The sequence below is a fragment of the Amycolatopsis sp. NPDC051716 genome, assembly GCF_040681595.1.
In the GTDB taxonomy this organism is placed as follows: Bacteria; Actinomycetota; Actinomycetes; order Mycobacteriales; family Pseudonocardiaceae; genus Amycolatopsis.
In genome coordinates this window covers 238651-254958 of sequence record NZ_JBFAZA010000001.1, presented here as the reverse complement: position 1 = coordinate 254958, position 16308 = coordinate 238651, and the positions used below count along the sequence as shown (strand labels likewise).

Genomic DNA, 16308 nt, shown 5'->3' with positions numbered 1-16308 from the left:
CGCTATCCACCCCCGAGCTTCGCGTTGATCGCCGCACGGCCGATTTCCGCCGCGACCGTGCCGCCGGTGGCCGCGAGGCCGCGGTTGCCGCCGTCCTCGACGATCACGGCGACCGCGATCTGCGGGTTGTCGGCCGGGGCGAAGGCGGTGTACCAGGCGTGTGGGGCGGTGTTCTTGGAGTCCGTGCCGTGTTCGGCGGTGCCGGTCTTCGACGCGATCTTGACGTCCGCGCGCTTCCCGCCGCCCTTGGTGAAGCCCTCGGAAGCGATCATCATGTCCTTGAGGATCGCGGCGTTCGACGATGACAGCGCCGCGGTGCCGGTGAGCTCGGTGGGACTGTAGTCCTCGATCGTCGACAGGTCGGGAGCCAGCACCGACTGCACCAGCTGCGGCTTCATCGCCATCCCGCCGTTGGCCACGGTGGCCGCGAGAAGGCAGTCCTGCAGCGGGGTCAGCCGGACGTCGCGCTGGCCGATCCCGCTCTGGTAGAGCGCGCCCTGCGAGTCGAGCGGGCCGACCGTCGACGGGGCGACCTTCATCGGCACGGTCAGGTCGGTCTGCCCGATGCCGAAGTTCGCCGCCGTCTTCTTCATCTTGTCCGGGCCGAGCTGGCCGGCGAACTCCGCGAACGGCACGTTGCAGGAGTGCGCGAGCGCGTCCTTGAACGTGTTGCCCGGGCAGGTTTCGCCGCCGTAGTTCTCCAGCGTGGTGTTCGTGCCGGGGAGCTTGGTGTTCGGCTCCTGGCTGACCGTGGTGTCCGGGCCCTTGCCGTCTTCGAGCACGGCCGCCGCGGTGACGAGCTTCATCGTCGAACCCGGCGGGTAGGTCTCGGAGATCGCCCGGTTCAGCATGGGCTTCTTCGGGTCCTTGTTGTTCGCGTTCCAGGCGTCGGACTGCGCCTTCGACGTGTGCGAAGCGAGCTGGTTCGGGTCGTACGACGGCGTCGAGACCATCGCCAGGATCCGCCCGGTGCTCGGCTCCATCGCGACGACGGCGCCGGTGTAGTTCTTCTGCGACATCAGGTCGTACGCGGCCTTCTGCACGGCCGGGTCGATGGTCAGCCGGACGTTGCCGCCGCTCGGGTCGCGACCGGTGACCATGTCCGACAGCCGCCGCACGAACAGCCGCGGGTCGGAGCCGTTGAGGACGTCGTCCTCGGCGCGCTCCAGGCCGCCGGCGCCGTAGTTGATCGAGTAGTAGCCGGTGACCGGCGCGTACATCGGGCCGTCGGCGTAGGTCCGCTTGTACTTGTACTTGTCGTTCGACGGGTCGATGCCGGCCAGCACCTCGCCGTTGGCCTGCGACACGATCTTGCCGCGCTGGCGGGCGAACTCGTCGTAGAGCACCCGGGCGTTGCGCGAGTCGGTGCGGTAGTCGTCGGCCTTCACCACCTGGATGTACGTGGCGTTGGCCAGCAGCAGCACGACCATGACGAGCATCGCCATGCCGACCTTGCGGAGCGGGGTGTTCACGCCTGCGCACCCCCGTCCGCCGGCGGGCGCTGCACGAGCACGGTGTGCGCTTCCGCGATCGGGGCCTGCGGCTGCTGCTGCGGCTTCGGGCGCGAGGCCGGCTTGCGGGCCGCGTCGGAGATGCGGAGCAGCAGCGCGACCAGGATGTAGTTCGCGAGCAGCGACGAACCACCCTTGGACAGGAACGGGGCGGTGATACCGGTCTCCGGGATGAGTTTCGTGACTCCGCCGACGACGACGAAGATCTGCATGACCATGGTGAACGCGAGCCCGCCGCCGAGCAGCTTGCCGAACGTGTCGCGCACGGCGAGCGCGCTTCGCATGCCGCGCATGGCGACCATCAAGTACAGCATCAGCACCGCGGCCAGCCCGATGAAGCCGAGCTCCTCGCCGATCGACGCGGTGATGAAGTCGGTGTTGGCCTCGGGCACCATGTCCGGCCGCCCGGCGCCGAGCCCGGTGCCGCCGACGCCGCCGGTGCCGAGCCCGAACAGGCCCTGCGCGAGCTGGTAACCGCCGCCGGCCTGGTCGTAGGTGGCCAGCGGGTCCAGCCAGTTCGCCACGCGCTGCTGGACGTGCGTGAAGAGGTTGTACGCGATCACGCAGCCGACGGCGAAGAAGCTGAGGCCCAGGACGACCCAGATGGCCCGCTCGGTCGCGACGTACAGCATCACCAGGATGACGCTGAAGAACAGCAGCGACGTGCCGAGGTCCTTTTCGAACACCAGGACGCCGATGCAGACGAACGCGGCGATCAGGATCGGGCCGAGGTCGCGGGCGCGTGGCAGCTCGACGCCGACGAGCTTCTTGCCCGCCACCATGAACAGGTCCCGCTTCGACACCAGGAACGAGGCGAAGAAGATCATCAGCAGGATCTTGGCGAACTCGCCCGGCTGGATCGAGAAGAACGGCAGCTTCAGCCACACCTTGGCGCCGTTGACCTCGGACAGGCTCGACGGCAGCAGCGCGGGCAGCGCCAGCGCGACGATGCCGATCAGGCCCGCGGTGTAGCCGTAGCGGGTCAGCGTGCGGTGGTCGTTCACCACGATCAGCACCACGACGAAGAACACCAGCGAGATCACCGTGAACAGCACCTGCGCGGTGACGGCCGGCGTGTAGTCCTTGCCCTGCTGCGTGGCGCGTTCGGCCAGGGCCAGGTCGATCCGGTGGATCATCACCAGCCCGATGCCGTTCAGCAGCGCGACGCAGGGGAGCAGCACGGGATCGGCGTACGGCGCCCACTTGCGGACGGCCAGGTGCGCGCCGGTCAGCACGCCCAGGTAGGCCAGGCCGAGCCAGATGATCGACGTGGTGAGTTCCTGCTCCTGGTTCGCTTCCACCAGGACGAGCGCGACGGTGACGATGAACGTCGCGAACCCCAGCAGCACCAGCTCGGTGTTGCGGCGGGTCGGGACCTCGCGCGGCGGGTTCGTCTGGAACTGCGCGGCGAGGGGTTCGGCGGCGCGCGCGGCGGGCTGGCTCATCAGTTACCGCCTCCCGTCGTCGGTGCCGTCGAACTCGGCGTCGAGCAGTCCCTCCCCGCTGGCTGGTTCGCCGACGACGGAGCAGTAGAGCCGGCCGGAGCCGACGGAGTCGTCGTCGGCGTGACCGAAGGGGTTGGCGTCGTGGGCGGCTGGCCGCCCGCCGGCGCGCAGTTGTTCAGGCGCTTGCGCAGCTGCAGGAAGTCGTCGATGTACTTCCGCGCTTCGTCGAGGTTGTCTTTCTTGACGCCGTTCTGCACCGCCAGCCGCGCGTCTTCCTGGAGCTGGGTGACGCGCAGCTTGTCCGTGCACACCTGGCTCGGCGGGCAGGACCCTTGCTCGTAGGCGTGCAGGTCGATGCCGAGAATGCTGCCGGGGACGCCGCGGTAGATCACGACCTCCCCGTCCGCTCCCTCGCCGACATAGTACTGACTCAGCACGAAGTAGCGGGTGGCGATGGCGGCCGCGGCGAGGACCACGAGGACCACGAGGGCTCCGGCCAGCCAGCGGAACCGCTTCCGGCGCTTGGCCTTCGGGTCCTCCTGGGGCTGCGGCAGGTCCGGGCGCTGCTGCGGCGGCGGCTGGGTCAGCGCCCTGGCCCGGGCTGCGGGCGAGTCGCCCTGGTGCAGCTCGTCGCTGCCGTCCCCGGCGGCGCCGCCCACGATGGGCGCGTCCTCGCCGAAGTCGACGTCGACGACGTCGGCGATGATCACCGTGACGTTGTCGGTGCCGCCGCCCTTGAGCGCCAGCTCGATCATCCGGTCCGCGCACTGCTGCGGGTCCGGGATCTGCACGGCCTCGGCCAGCGTCTCGTCGCTGACCATGCCGGACAGGCCGTCCGAGCAGATCAGGTACCGGTCGCCGGAGCGGGCTTCGCGCACGGTCAGGCTCGGCTCGACCTCGTGGCCGGTGAGCGCCTTGAGCAGCAGTGACCGCTGCGGGTGCACCGCCGCCTCTTCGGGCGTGATCCGGCCCTGTTCCAGAAGTTCGTTGACGAAGCTGTCGTCCCGCGTGATCTGCGCGAACTGACCGCCGCGCAGGAGGTAGGCGCGCGAGTCGCCGACGTGGACCAGCCCCAGCCGGGTGCCGGCGAACAGGACGGCGGTGAGCGTGGTGCCCATGCCGTCGAGGTCGGGGTCCTGCGAGACGAGCTCGGCGATCGCGGCGTTGCCGTTCGCCACCGCTTCGCGCAGCTGGGCGAGCAGGTCGTCACGGGGTTCGTCGTCGTCGAGGGGGGCGAGGGAGGCGATGACGACCTTGCTGGCGACTTCACCCGCCGCGTGCCCACCCATGCCGTCGGCGAGCGCGAGCAGGCGAGGGCCGGCGTACACGGAGTCCTGGTTGCTCGAACGCACCAGGCCCCGGTCGCTGCGGGCTGCGTAGCGGAGGACGAGAGTCATGGGCGAAGCTCGATCACCGTCTTGCCGATCCGGATGGGGACTCCGAGCGGGACCCGGAGGGGTGCAGTGACCTTAGCCCGGTCGAGATACGTCCCGTTCGTCGAGCCCAGATCTTCCACGTACCAGTCCTCACCGCGCTGGGCGATCCGCGCGTGCCGGGTCGACGCGTAGTCGTCGTCGAGCACCAACGTGGAGTCGTCGGCCCGGCCGATCAGGATCGGCCGGCCGTCCAGCGCGATGCGCGTCCCCGCCAGTGCGCCGTGGGTGACCAGCAGCTGCTGCGGGGACTTGCTGTTGCGCGGCTTCTTCTCCTTCTTGCGCCCGAAGGTCGGGACCTGGACGCGCATGCCCGATGCCGCGTAGAGGTCCGACCGGACGACTCTGAGCGCGGCGAACACGAAGAGCCAGAGCAGCACGAGGAAGCCCACCCTGGTGAGTTGTACGACCAGCTCTGGCACTTGGTGTGTCCGCTCCCGACTCGTCCGTGCAGCCGCGACGCGGGTACGCCGCGGTCCCCCCGCACGTCAATTCTGCGGGAACAGTATTCCGGGTCCTGAGTCAGCCCTGTGTACGGAACACGAGGGACGAATGACCCACCCGGATGACGTCGCCGTCGGCGAGCTGCCAGGTCTGGACCGGGGTGCCGTTCACGGTCGTGCCGTTGGTCGAGCCGATGTCGGCGAGCGTCGCGCTCTGGCCGTCCCAGGTGATCTCCAGGTGACGGCGTGAGACCCCGGTGTCCGGCAGGCGGAAGTCCGCGTCCTGGCCCCGGCCCACGACGTTCCCGCCCTGCTTCAGCGAGTACGTGCGGTTCGAGCCGTCGTCCAGCTGCAGGCTCGCCGCGAGCTGACGACCCGGCGCGGGCTGGCCGTAGCCGCCCTGCTGCTGGGCGTACGGGTCCGCGGCCGGCTGGCCGTACGCCTGCTGCTGGCCGTACTGGTCGTACCCGCCCTGCGGCTGCTGCTGGCCGTACTGGTCGTAGCCACCCTGCTGCTGGTAGCCGCCCTGGTCGTACCCGCCGCCCTGGGGCTGGCCGTAGCCCTGGTCGTAGCCGCCGGCCGGTGGCTGCTGGTAGCCGCCCTGGTCGTAGCCACCACCCTGGGGCTGGGCGTAGCCCTGCTCGTAGCCGGCCTGGGGCTGCTGGCCGTACTGGTCGTAGCCACCGCCCTGCTGCGGCTGACCGTACTGGTCGTAGCCACCGCCTTGGGGCTGCTGGCCGCCGTACTGGTCGTATCCACCCTGCTGGCCGTAACCCTGGTCGTACCCGGGCTGCTGGCCACCCTGCTGTCCGTAGCCGTACTGGCCCTGCTGGCCGTACGGGTCACCCTGGTCGTATTGGCCGTAGCCGGGGGGCTGGCTCATTGCTGGGTCTCCTGCGTTGCTGGGTCGTGCCGACCGCGGTGAACCGGCGCCTGAGGGGCGGGCGTCGGGATCGACGGACGAACGGGTCTTGAACTGTCCAGTATGCAGCGCCTCGTTGCGCTCGAGTGATACGACGACGTCACCATAGGTGTCCAGGCCTTCGGCGGCGAGGTGTTCCGCCACCGCCTTGGCCAGCACCTGGGTGACGCGTTGCTCGTCACCGGCCATGCGCTCGTGGTCAGCCGCCCCCAGGGACACGATGTAGTGATTGGGGGCGAGCTGCCGACCGCCTGCCAGCTCACGAACGTTCTCCTCACTCTCCCGCTCCAGGGCGATCGCCACTTCCTGCGTGACGACGTTGCCACCGAACATGCGCGCGAAAGTGTTCCCCACCAGGTTCTCGAGTCGCCTGTCGAATCGTTCGGCGCGGCCCACCGGGGAAAACCTCCTCACACGTGTGCTTCCGCATCGATCCTATCCGGGTGAGCGAGCCTCGACACGGCCCCCGGTGAAACCCGTTCAAAGCACCTGCTAGTCTTCTCCTCGCTGCTTGAGAGACGCACTCGGGCGAGTGGCGGAATGGCAGACGCGCACGGTTCAGGTCCGTGTGTCCGAAAGGACGTGAGGGTTCAACTCCCTCCTCGCCCACTTCGAAAAGGGCCCCGGCTGGTTGCCGGGGCCCTTTTTCATGCCTTGGACCAGGTCGTGGGGTATGTCACGAGTCCTGTTCGCCCTGGGCGAAGTTACGCCGTGTGGGTGGCGATCCAGTCCGCTATGACGTCCGCCCGGCTCGTGGTCTCGATGCCCGCGTGGGGACAATCCGGGCCCGTTGCCTCCAAAGAGACCAGCTCGTTGCCCGAAAAATAGGGCGCTCCGGAGTCGTACGTGCAGGCGCTCGTGGTGATCTCCGGGGCCGCGCCGCGGACGCCCAGCGTCGCCGGATCCACCTTCGCCACCGCCACCGTGCCCTGCTGGAGGCGGGTGGCCGGCTTGGGGTCCGAGTTCGTCAGGCTGCCCCAGCCCGCCAGGGTCAGCTGCTGGCCGACCTTCGGGGCCGCGCGGCTCACCGTCAGCGGCGGCACGGAGGTCACCGGGGAATCGAGGCGGATCAGGGCGACGTCGTTCTCCTTGGCCTGGAGGACCTCGGTCGCCCGGCGGGCGATGCCCGATTCCGTGGCTTCGTCGGTCAGGCCCAGCGTCACCGTCGTCGGGTACGGCGTCTTGCCCGAGACGCGGTCGCGGTGGGCGTCGTGGAAGCAGTGGCCGGTCGTCAGGACCCACCCGGGCGCGATGAGCGCGCCCGTGCAGTAGCTGCTGTACGTCGAGCCGTCCGGGCGGGGGATCTTCGTCATCGCGAGCTTCGCGACGAACCCGTACTGCCCCGGCGGGACGTCGGAACCGTGGGCGACGGCCCAGGCGGCGGGAGCGGTGGAGACGGTCAAAACGGCAGCGGCGAGCAGGGCGCGCAGGCGCATTCTTCCCCTTCGTCGAATCGGTGGTCGGTATTCGACGTTAGGGCCGCCGCCGCGGGCGGGGAATTCCCTGGCCGGGCGTCACCCGGTGGACCATCGGGTGACGCCCGGCGCCGGGTCAGCCGGTGTGCGCGGCGATCCAGTCCGCGATGACGTCCACCCGGGACGTGGTCTCGAGCTGGTTGTGCGGGCAGTCCGGCCCGCTCGACTCGACCGACACCAGCTGCCCGCCGGAGCCGCCCGCGACGAAGTACGGCGCGCCCGAGTCGTACACGCAGGCGCTCGTCGTCGACGTCGGGGCGACATCCCGGACGCCGAGCGTCGCGGTGGCGACCTGGCCGACTTGCACCGTGCCCTGCTGCAGTTTCGTCGAGGGGGCCGGGTTGACCGAGGTGAGGCTGCCCCAGCCGGCGAGGGTCAGCAGCTGGCCGGCCGACGGCGTGACCCGGTTGACCGTCAGCGGTGTGATGCCGGTTACGTCCGCGTCGAGGGTGGCGATCGCGATGTCGTTGGCGCTCGCCTGGTAGACGGTGACGACGTTGCGCGTCACCCCGGGCGTGTTCTGGTCGACCGTGCCGAGCAGCACGGACGTCGGGTACGGCACCGGCCCGGAGACGCGGTTGCGGTTGGCGTCGTGGAAGCAGTGACCTGCGGTGATGATCCACTGCGCGGCGATCAGCGCGCCGGAGCACGCGCTGTTGTACTTCGTGCCGTTGGGCTTCGGGATGTCCGTCATGGTGAGTTTCGCGGCGAAGCCGAACTGGCCCGCCGGAACGTCGGCGCCGTTGGCCACGGCCGAAGCCGGTGGCGCGGTGGCGAGCCCGGCGGCCAACGTCAAAAGGGCAGCGGAAAGCACAGCGCGAACGCGCATCGGTGGATCCCCCTTGTCGCGCACCGGCGGTGGCTGCCGGTGATCACTTCCGAGCGTAGCGACGGCTCGAGGGCCCGAAAGGCGCTGCTTGGAGCAAAAACCGGCCCCGGCGCGACCGCGCCGGGGCCGGTTTGCCGGAAATGTGCGGAAGTCAGTTCACGCCGACGAGGTCGACGACGAAGATGAGGGTCTCGCCGGGCTTGATCACGCCGCCCGCGCCGCGGTCGCCGTAGCCCAGGTGCGGCGGGATCACGAGCTTGCGGCGGCCGCCGATCTTCATCCCCGCGACACCCTGGTCCCAGCCGGAGATGACCTGGCCGGCACCGAGGCCGAAGCGCAGCGGCTCGCCGCGGTTCCAGGACGCGTCGAACTCTTCGCCGGTCGAGTGGGCGACACCGACGTAGTGCACGGTGACGGACTTGCCCGTCGTGGCCTCCGCGCCGTCACCGACGGTGAGGTCGGTGATCTCGAGGTCGGCCGGCGGGGGTCCGTCCGGGGGGTCGATGAGGGGCTTTTCCAAGGTCATAGGGCTCACCGTACCGACGCCCCGGACGCTGCGCCGATCGGACTACGCCCAAGGAGGGGAAAAACGCGAAAAGTCTTCACACTTAGCCTACTGCTGGGTAGCGTGCGCTTCGTCACTTTTCTGGACTGAGGGGAGCCCGGCATGCGACGTCGCATCCGCGCCCTGACCGTAACGGCACTGGGGGCCCTCGTGGCCGGATTGACCCAGGTCGCCGTCACCGCGCCGGCCGCGCAAGCGGCCGTGTCGCCCGACGACTACTGCGGGGGGCAGTGCAGCGACATCCTGCCGCCCGGCGAACAGGGCAGCGCCACCCTCGCGGAAATCCTGGCGCACAAGCTGCTCGGCACCCGCCCGGCGCACTCCGCCGACCAGCTCGGGAAGTACGCCTCGCTGGCCGGCGGCTACAAGACGCTGACCACCAGCGCGATCAACCAGTACTTCAACGACTCCTCGTTCGGCGTCCCGGCCGACCAGGTGGCGAGCACGATGAAGCCGCGGGCGGACGTCACGATCGTGCGGGACAAGGCGCTCGGCGTCCCGCACATCACCGGGACCACCCGCGCCGGCACCGAGTTCGGCGCCGGGTACGCGGCCGGGCAGGACCGGCTGTGGCTGATGGACGTGCTGCGGCACGCCGCCCGCGGCCAGGTCACCTCGTTCGCCGGTGGCGCCGAAGCCAACCGCGAGCTCGAGCAGCAGTTCTTCGCGAACGCGCCGTACACCGAAGCCGAGCTGCAGGCGCAGATCGACCACACGGCCGCCAGCGGCCCGCGCGGTGCGCAGGGCCTCGCCGACGCGCAGGCCTACGTGGACGGCATCAACAAGTACATCAGCGACTCCTACAACGGCCGGTACTTCCCCGGCGAGTACGTGCTGACCGGGCACGTCGACTCGATCACCAACGCCGGGTCGATCGACCCGTTCAAGCTGACCGACCTGGTCGCGCTCGCCTCGCTGATCGGCGCCGAGTTCGGCGCCGGCGGCGGCGGCGAGGTCCAGAACGCCATCGCGAAGCTCGCGATGCAGGAGAAGTACGGCGTCGTGCAGGGCGAGAAGGTGTGGCAGAGCCTCCGCGCGGAGGACGACCCCGAGGCGGTCAAGACGCTGCACGACGGGCAGACCTTCCCGTACGGCAAGACGCCGGCCAACGCGGCCGGCCGTGCCCTGCCGGACAAGAACTCGGTGACCCCGCAGCCGCTGGTGTTCGACAAGACCGGCTCGGCGTCCACCGCGACGCCGTCCACCGTGGACGTCGCCGCGCCCGCCGAGCTGGAGCCCGCCCGCGGGATGTTCGAGAACGGCGTGCTGCCGGCGAACATGCTGAGCGAAAAGCACGGCATGTCCAACGCGCTGCTCGTTTCCGGTGCGAAGACCGCCAGCGGCCACCCCGTCGCGGTGTTCGGCCCGCAGACCGGGTACTTCGCCCCGCAGCTGCTGCTGCTGCAGGAGCTGCAGGGCCCGGGCATCAGCTCGCGCGGCGCGGCCTTCGCCGGGCTGAGCCTGTACACGCTCCTCGGCCGCGGCCAGGACTACTCGTGGAGCGCGACGACGTCGGCGCAGGACATCGTCGACACCTACGCGCTGCAGCTGTGCGACCCGAGTGGCAACGCGCCGACGAAGGACTCGAACTACTACACCTACCAGGGCAAGTGCGTCCCGATGGACACCGTGGAGGTCAAGAACACCTGGAAGCCGACCCTGGCCGACGGCACCGCGGCGGGTTCGTACACGTTGCGCAGCTACCGGACCAAGTACGGGCCGGTGCAGAGCCGGGCGACGGTCGGCGGCAAGCCGGTGGCGTACGCGGCGCTGCGGTCGTCCTACTTCCACGAAGTCGATTCGCTCATCGGCTTCCAGGAGCTGAACGACCCGACCTTCGTCAAGTCCGCGGCGGACTTCCAGCGGGCCGCGCAGGACATCAACTTCACGTTCAACTGGTTCTACGCCGATTCCAAGGACATCGCCTACTTCAACTCCGGGGCCAACCCGGCACGGCAGTCCGATGTGGACCCGAACATGCCGGTCTGGGGCGACCAGGGCCACGACTGGGTGGGCTGGAACCCGGCGGGCAACGTCGCGAACTACACGCCGGCGTCGCAGCACCCGCAGTCGATCAACCAGGACTACTACGTCAGCTGGAACAACGCCCAGGCCAACGGCTACGCGGCGGCCGGCGCGGACAAGTCGGCCGTGCACCGCGTCGACCTGCTCGACTCCCGGGTGAAGAAGCTCATCACCAGCGGCACCAAGGTCACCCGGGTCAACCTGACCCAGGCGATGTCGGAGGCCGCGCTGGCCGACCTGCGTGCCGAGCGCGTGCTGCCGCTGCTGCTGCAGGTGCTCGACAAGACACCGGCCACCGGGGCGGCGGCGGACGCCGAGGCGAAGCTCAAGACGTGGCTCTCCCACGGCCAGCTGCGCACGGAGACCTCGCCGGGCAGCAAGGCGTACGCGGACGCCGACGCGATCCGCATCTTCGACGCCTGGTGGCCGCTGCTGGTCCAGGCCGAGTTCAAGCCGGGCATGGGTGACGACGCCTACAACGCGATGACGAGCGTGCTCGGCATCAACGAAAGCCCGTCCGGCTGGCAGAACGGCAACGGCCAGCACACCGGACAGCCCCACAAGGGCTCGTCGTTCCAGTTCGGCTGGTGGGGTTACGTCAGCAAGGACATCCGCCAGCTGCTCGGCCAGCCGGTGGCGGGCCCGCTCGCCCAGACGTTCTGCGGCGGCGGCGACGTCACCGCGTGCCGCCAGGCGCTCGTCGACTCGCTGACCACGGCCGCCGGCCAGGCCGCGAACACCGTCTACCCCGGTGACGCGAACTGCTCGGCCGGTGACCAGTGGTGTGCCGACACGATCATCCAGAACCCGCTCGGCGGCATCACGCAGGACAAGATCAGCTGGCAGAACCGCCCGACGTTCCAGCAGGTCGTCGAGTACGCCGCGCACCGCGGGGACAACGTCGCGAACCTCGCGGCGACGAAGACGGTCAGCGCCACCAGCGCCGAGAGCGGCTTCTACAACTCGCCGGCGTCCAACGCGATCGACGGGAACGCCTCGACCCGCTGGGCCAGCGACTGGAGCGACGACCAGGCGATCACCGTCGACCTCGGTTCGGTCCAGCAGGTCTCGCGGGTGATGCTCAACTGGGAGTCCGCCTACGGCAAGGGCTACAAGATCCAGCTCTCGCCGGACGCGGTCGCCTGGACGGACGCGGCCGTGGTGACCGACGGCGACGGCGGGCAGGACAACATCGCGTTCGCCGCGACCCCGGCCCGGTTCGTCAAGCTGCAGGGCGTCCAGCGCGGCACCAAGTACGGCTACTCGCTGTACGAGTTCGAGGTGTACGCGCACTGAGGGACCAGGCCGGGGCACTCGCGGACGCGTGGGTGCCCCGGCCTCCCCTTATCGTGGGCGGATGGACGACTGGACGCCCCGCACCAAGGCCATCGCCGCCGGCCGGCCGCACGGTCCCGGTGAGCCGCTGAACACCCCGCTCGTCGCCACCAGCACCTACCAGGCCGGTGGCGATTTCGTGTACGCGCGCGGTGACGGGACGCCGACCTGGCACGCGCTCGAGGAAGCCGTCGGCGCGCTGGAAGGCGGCGAGGCGACGGCGTTCGCGTCCGGGGTCGCCACCCTGTCCGCGGTGCTGGACCTGCTGCCGGTCGGGTCGCGGGTCGCCGTTCCGACGTTCAGCTACGCCGTCACGCGCGGGGTGCTGGCCCACGCGCAGAAGCTCGGCAAGCTCGCCGTCACCGAGCTGGAGCCGACGGACACCGAGGCCTGGGTCGCCGAGGCCGCGACGGCCGACCTGGTCTGGCTGGAGTCGCCGACCAACCCGACCCTCGACTTGATGGCCATCCAGCCGATCGCGGCGGCCGCGCGCGGCCGGGTCGTCGTCGACAACACCTTCGCGACGCCGTTGCAGCAGCGGCCGCTCGAGCTGGGCGCGGACGTCGTCGTGCACAGCGCCACCAAGCTCATCGGCGGGCACAGCGACCTGCTGCTGGGCATCACCGTGGCCAAGGACCCGGAAGTCGCGGCCGAGCTGCGGGGCGCGCGGACGCGGGTCGGGTCGACGCCGGGCGCCCTCGAAGCCTGGCTCGCCCTCCGGGGGCTGCGGACCATGCCCGTCCGGCTCGCGGAGCAGTCTCGCACCGCCGCGCTGCTGGCGGAGCGGCTCGCCGGGCACCCCGCGGTGCGGCGGGTGCGCTACCCGGGCTTCGGGATGATGGTCTCCTTCGACCTGGCCGACGCCGAGGCGGCGGACCGGTTCTGCGCGTCGGTCCGGCTGATCCGGTCGGCGACGAGCCTCGGCGGCGTCGAGAGCCTGGTCGAGCGGCGGGCGTGGCTGGAGGGCGAGGAGCGCGTCCCGGCCGGGCTGATCCGGTTCAGCGTCGGCTTGGAGGACCCGGAGGACCTGTGGGACGACCTGGCGTTCGCCCTCCCGGAGTAACGCGGACGGGTGAACAGCCGATAGTCGCGACGTCGTAGGTCATCCGGCGTTGGGAGTCACCGTGGGTAGAACGTTGAGCCGGGTCGCGGGGATCGTGTCCGCCGGTGCGCTGATCACCTTCGCCGCCGCGCCCGCCGCGCTGGCACAGGACGAGACCAGCACGTCGCCCACGGAAACCACCCCGTCCACTTCGGAAACCTCGACCTCGACCTCGAGCAGCCCGGCGAGCACCACGGCTCCTTCGTCCACTTCGGTCACCTCGACGACGAAGCCGTCGCCGAGCACGAACGGTGACGTCAAGACCACCGAAAAGCGGATCGCGCCCAAGGTCGAGGCCGAAGCGGACAAGCCCGTCCAGGAAGCGCCCAAGGCCGACTACCAGGACAACACCGGGCACGGCTTCGTCGGCGTCGGCGGTGAGGGCGTCCTGGTCATCGTCTGCGCGGCCGGCCAGCCGGGCGAAGTCGCGACCCAGTACCTGAGCGTCACCAGCGGCCCGGACCAGGACGAGGCCAACGGCCTCTGGAACTACTCCGTCCGGGTGGTGGACGCCCCGGCCGGCACCACCAGCGCGAAGTTCAGCTGGACCTGCGGCGGTGTCGAAGGCAACGGCACGGCCGACTTCGAGCAGGAGCTGCAGCCGCCGACCTCGACCGTGACGGCCACGAGCACCACGACGAGCACCAGCACGAGCGCGCCCTCGTCCAGTGCCCCGGCGTCGAGCACCGCGCCGCTCACCACCGCGCCGATCACGACGTCGCCGATGACCACCGCGACCAGCACCACTCCTGCCGGCAACGCCGCTCCGAAGGCCCAGGTCAAGGTCGCGCCCAAGGGCGGGGTCGAGACGGGCTTCGGCGGCACGGCCTGGTGACGGCCCGCCGGGCGGGCGCGGCGCTCGCCCTGGTGCTGGCCCTGGCCGGGTGCGGCACCGCCGAGCCGCCGAAGGCCGCGGCGCCCGCTCCCGTGCCCGCGTCGATCCCGGTGACCGTGCCGTTCAAGGGGCTCCGGCCGACGTCGGTGAAGATCCCGAAGATCGGCGCGGAGTCCAGCCTGCTGGCCGTCGCCGTGAAGCCCGACGGTTCGATCTCCGTCCCGTCGGTGCGCACGCCGATGCAGGCGGCCTGGTACAAGCTTTCGCCGGTGCCGGGCGACGTCGGCCCGGCGATCGTGCTCGGCCACGTCGACGGCGACAAGAAGCCGGGCATCTTCTTCAAGCTCAAGGACCTCGCCCCCGGCGACGAGGTCGACATCGACCGCAGCGACGGCCGGAAGCTGAAGTTCGTCGTCGACCGCGTCACCCAGGTCCCGAAGGACACGTTCCCCCGCGACGCCGTCTACGGCAACAGCGCCAAACCCGAGCTGCGGCTGATCACGTGCGGTGGCGTGTTCGACCACGCCGAGCACAGCTACAAGGACAACATCGTCGTCTACGCGAACCTAGCCGACGCCTGAGGCCGGGTACGGGAACTCCGGCTTGAGCCCGGTTCCGGGGCAGACCCAGCGCCGCATGCCCGCGTCGCAGACCGCGTAACCCCAGTTGATCAGCTGGTCCTGCGTCGTCTCGGACATCCTGGTCAGCCGGGTCTTCGTCTCGGCGAGTTCCCGGGTCTGCGCGATCGGGGCCGGCAGGGCGTCCGGCAGCTCGAAGTGTTCGATGTCGCTGTAGGTCGCCCAGTACGTACCGGCGTACGTTTTGTCCTCATAGGACTTGAGCAGCGAGCCGGTGCGCAGTTCGCGGACCTGGTTGTCCATCACGGTCAGCACGCGCAGCAGCTGCATCGGCCAGTTGTGCCTCGGCCGGTCTTCGTGCTTCATCTTCTTGCCCGCGTCGCTGACCAGGACGGTCGCCCGCTGGTTCTCGATCGGGTCGAGGCCGAGGTTGTCGTACACGCCGGCGTCGCTGAGCACGATCTTGCGGCCGGGCCGGTGCGGATCGGGGATCACCACCGGCGAAAGCATCGGCGGGAACGCCGACGACGCCGCGACCGCGGTGGCCAGCGGGATCTGCCCGTGCGGGCCCGGCTGCCGGAAGAACCACCACAGCGAGCCGTCCTGCAGGCTGGTCGCGGTGAACACGAAGTGCGGCCCGGCCGGGTCGAGGTCCGCCAGGCAGCAGTCGCCGAAGAGGTGCTTCGCGTAGCGGCGCGCGAGTTCCTCGCCGGCACTGCGCCACGGCATCACCATCGCCTTCAGCGTGACCGGGACGTCGAGGTTCGTGCGGGCCAGCTTCCGGATCGGCTGCACGACCTCCTTGCCGAAGTTCTCCGCCACGCCGTCCGCGCCGAACCACAGCTTGCTCCACGCGTGCGCCAGCACGCCCGCCGCGATCGAACCGCCGGAGACGCTGGAGACGGTGGTCAGCTTCGGCAGCCAGCCGAGCTCGTTGAGCCGCCACAGCGCACCGGCGTGGAAGAGCATTGCGCGGTAGCCGCCGCCCGAGAGCGCGAGGCCGACGCCGTCCCGTTTCGCCGAATCCACGCGGCCGAGTTTAGGGCCGCAGCAACGGCGTGAGCAGCGGCCGTTGCCCGGCCGGGACGTATTCGGCGTAGTTGTCGTACAACGCCTGTTTGGCCAGGTGCGCCGCGCCGGCGCCGTCGGCCGCGCGGATCGCGTCGAGCACCTCGGCGTGGTGGGCGAGCCAGGTGCGCATCAGCGACGTCCGGTTGCTGGCGTGCTCGAGCTTGTCCTCGATCAGTTCCAGCACGACCCCGCGCACGACTTCCTCGCTGACCACCAGCAACGGATTGCGGGAGATGCGCGCGATCACCTCGTGGAAGGCGACGTCGGCGCGGCTGAACTCGGCGTAGCCGCGTGAAACGCCTTCGCGCATCGACTCCAGGGCCGCGTCGAGGCCGGTCAGGTCCTCTTCGGTGCGGAGCCCGGCCGCGAGCAGGTGCGCCGAGCCGTCGAGGATCATCCGGAACTGCAGCAGTTCGGCGAGCCCGACGTGGTCGGCGCGCGCGAGCCGGTGCATCGAGCGGTGCAGCGCGGCGGGCGAGGCGGCCAGCACCTCCGGGCCGCGCGGGTCCCCGGGCCGCGAGCGGATCATCTCGGCCGCCTGCAGCACGCGCAGGGCTTCGCGGATCGTCGAGCGGCCGACGCCGAACTGCGTCATCAGCTCCCGCTCGCTCGGCAGGCGTTCCCCCGGCTTGAGCGTGCCGCTGACCACGGCCTGCTCGATCTGCTCGACGACCCGCTCGTACGCGCGGACCGGAGCCACCGGTTCGAACCGCATCCCTTGACCTCGCCGTCCGCTCGG

General features: G+C 70.3%; 14 protein-coding genes and 1 tRNA gene. 5 read left to right on the top strand and 10 right to left on the bottom strand.

Features of this window, described 5'->3' with window-relative positions; all coding sequences use genetic code 11:
* Positions 1 to 2: 2 nt before the first annotated feature.
* The 5 genes from AB0M30_RS01260 to AB0M30_RS01240 form a co-directional block, all read right to left on the bottom strand.
* Positions 3 to 1472: a penicillin-binding protein 2 gene (locus tag AB0M30_RS01260; protein WP_364578372.1), complete on the bottom strand. Its 1470-nt coding sequence runs from the start codon at positions 1470 to 1472 to the stop codon at positions 3 to 5.
* The gene (locus tag AB0M30_RS01255; protein WP_103338158.1) at positions 1469 to 2956 is read right to left on the bottom strand and encodes an FtsW/RodA/SpoVE family cell cycle protein; all 1488 of its coding nucleotides are present in this window, start codon (positions 2954 to 2956) and stop codon (positions 1469 to 1471) included. Before AB0M30_RS01255 ends, AB0M30_RS01260 begins: the two co-directional genes overlap by 4 nt.
* On the bottom strand, positions 2956 to 4353 hold the full coding sequence (locus tag AB0M30_RS01250) for a PP2C family serine/threonine-protein phosphatase (protein WP_364578368.1): 1398 nt from the start codon (positions 4351 to 4353) through the stop codon (positions 2956 to 2958). The genes AB0M30_RS01255 and AB0M30_RS01250 overlap by 1 nt, the downstream gene beginning before the upstream one ends.
* Positions 4350 to 4811: an FHA domain-containing protein gene (locus AB0M30_RS01245; protein WP_003079002.1), complete on the bottom strand. Its 462-nt coding sequence runs from the start codon at positions 4809 to 4811 to the stop codon at positions 4350 to 4352. Before AB0M30_RS01245 ends, AB0M30_RS01250 begins: the two co-directional genes overlap by 4 nt.
* A gap of 100 nt (positions 4812 to 4911) precedes the next feature.
* A complete protein-coding gene (locus AB0M30_RS01240; protein ID WP_364578365.1) occupies positions 4912 to 6150 on the bottom strand; it encodes a DUF3662 and FHA domain-containing protein in 1239 nt (412 codons plus the stop codon).
* A 130-nt stretch (positions 6151 to 6280) separates the two neighbouring features.
* Between AB0M30_RS01240 and AB0M30_RS01235 the strand changes: the two genes are divergently transcribed.
* Positions 6281 to 6363 (top strand) — tRNA-Leu (locus AB0M30_RS01235).
* 95 nt (positions 6364 to 6458) lie between these two features.
* Here AB0M30_RS01235 and AB0M30_RS01230 read toward each other — a convergent pair.
* The 3 genes from AB0M30_RS01230 to AB0M30_RS01220 form a co-directional block, all read right to left on the bottom strand.
* Positions 6459 to 7190, bottom strand: a complete 732-nt coding sequence (locus AB0M30_RS01230) for a trypsin-like serine protease (RefSeq protein WP_364578362.1) — start codon at positions 7188 to 7190, stop codon at positions 6459 to 6461.
* A gap of 115 nt (positions 7191 to 7305) precedes the next feature.
* Entirely contained in the window at positions 7306 to 8058 is a 753-nt protein-coding gene (locus AB0M30_RS01225) for a trypsin-like serine protease (RefSeq protein ID WP_364578360.1), read from the bottom strand.
* A 151-nt stretch (positions 8059 to 8209) separates the two neighbouring features.
* Entirely contained in the window at positions 8210 to 8584 is a 375-nt protein-coding gene (locus AB0M30_RS01220) for an FKBP-type peptidyl-prolyl cis-trans isomerase (RefSeq protein ID WP_364578357.1), read from the bottom strand.
* Between the two features lie 141 nt (positions 8585 to 8725).
* On the opposite strand from AB0M30_RS01220, the gene AB0M30_RS01215 reads away from it, so the two are divergent.
* From AB0M30_RS01215 to AB0M30_RS01200, 4 genes are all read left to right on the top strand, one after another.
* On the top strand, positions 8726 to 11944 hold the full coding sequence (locus AB0M30_RS01215) for a penicillin acylase family protein (RefSeq protein ID WP_364578354.1): 3219 nt from the start codon (positions 8726 to 8728) through the stop codon (positions 11942 to 11944).
* Positions 11945 to 12005: 61 nt separating this feature from the next.
* The gene (locus tag AB0M30_RS01210) at positions 12006 to 13046 is read left to right on the top strand and encodes a PLP-dependent transferase (protein WP_364578351.1); all 1041 of its coding nucleotides are present in this window, start codon (positions 12006 to 12008) and stop codon (positions 13044 to 13046) included.
* Positions 13047 to 13107: 61 nt separating this feature from the next.
* Positions 13108 to 13920: a hypothetical protein gene (locus AB0M30_RS01205; protein WP_364578348.1), complete on the top strand. Its 813-nt coding sequence runs from the start codon at positions 13108 to 13110 to the stop codon at positions 13918 to 13920.
* Positions 13917 to 14501, top strand: a complete 585-nt coding sequence (locus AB0M30_RS01200) for a class F sortase (protein WP_364578346.1) — start codon at positions 13917 to 13919, stop codon at positions 14499 to 14501. Before AB0M30_RS01205 ends, AB0M30_RS01200 begins: the two co-directional genes overlap by 4 nt.
* Here the strand turns inward: AB0M30_RS01200 and AB0M30_RS01195 are convergent.
* Together AB0M30_RS01195 and AB0M30_RS01190 are read right to left on the bottom strand one after the other, a co-directional pair.
* A complete protein-coding gene (locus AB0M30_RS01195) occupies positions 14487 to 15527 on the bottom strand; it encodes a patatin-like phospholipase family protein (protein WP_364578344.1) in 1041 nt (346 codons plus the stop codon). The two genes, AB0M30_RS01200 and AB0M30_RS01195, sit on opposite strands and share 15 nt — an antisense overlap.
* 10 nt (positions 15528 to 15537) lie before the next feature.
* Complete coding sequence (locus AB0M30_RS01190; protein WP_103338147.1) at positions 15538 to 16284, bottom strand: FadR/GntR family transcriptional regulator; 747 nt, start codon at positions 16282 to 16284, stop codon at positions 15538 to 15540.
* Positions 16285 to 16308: the final 24 nt, after the last annotated feature.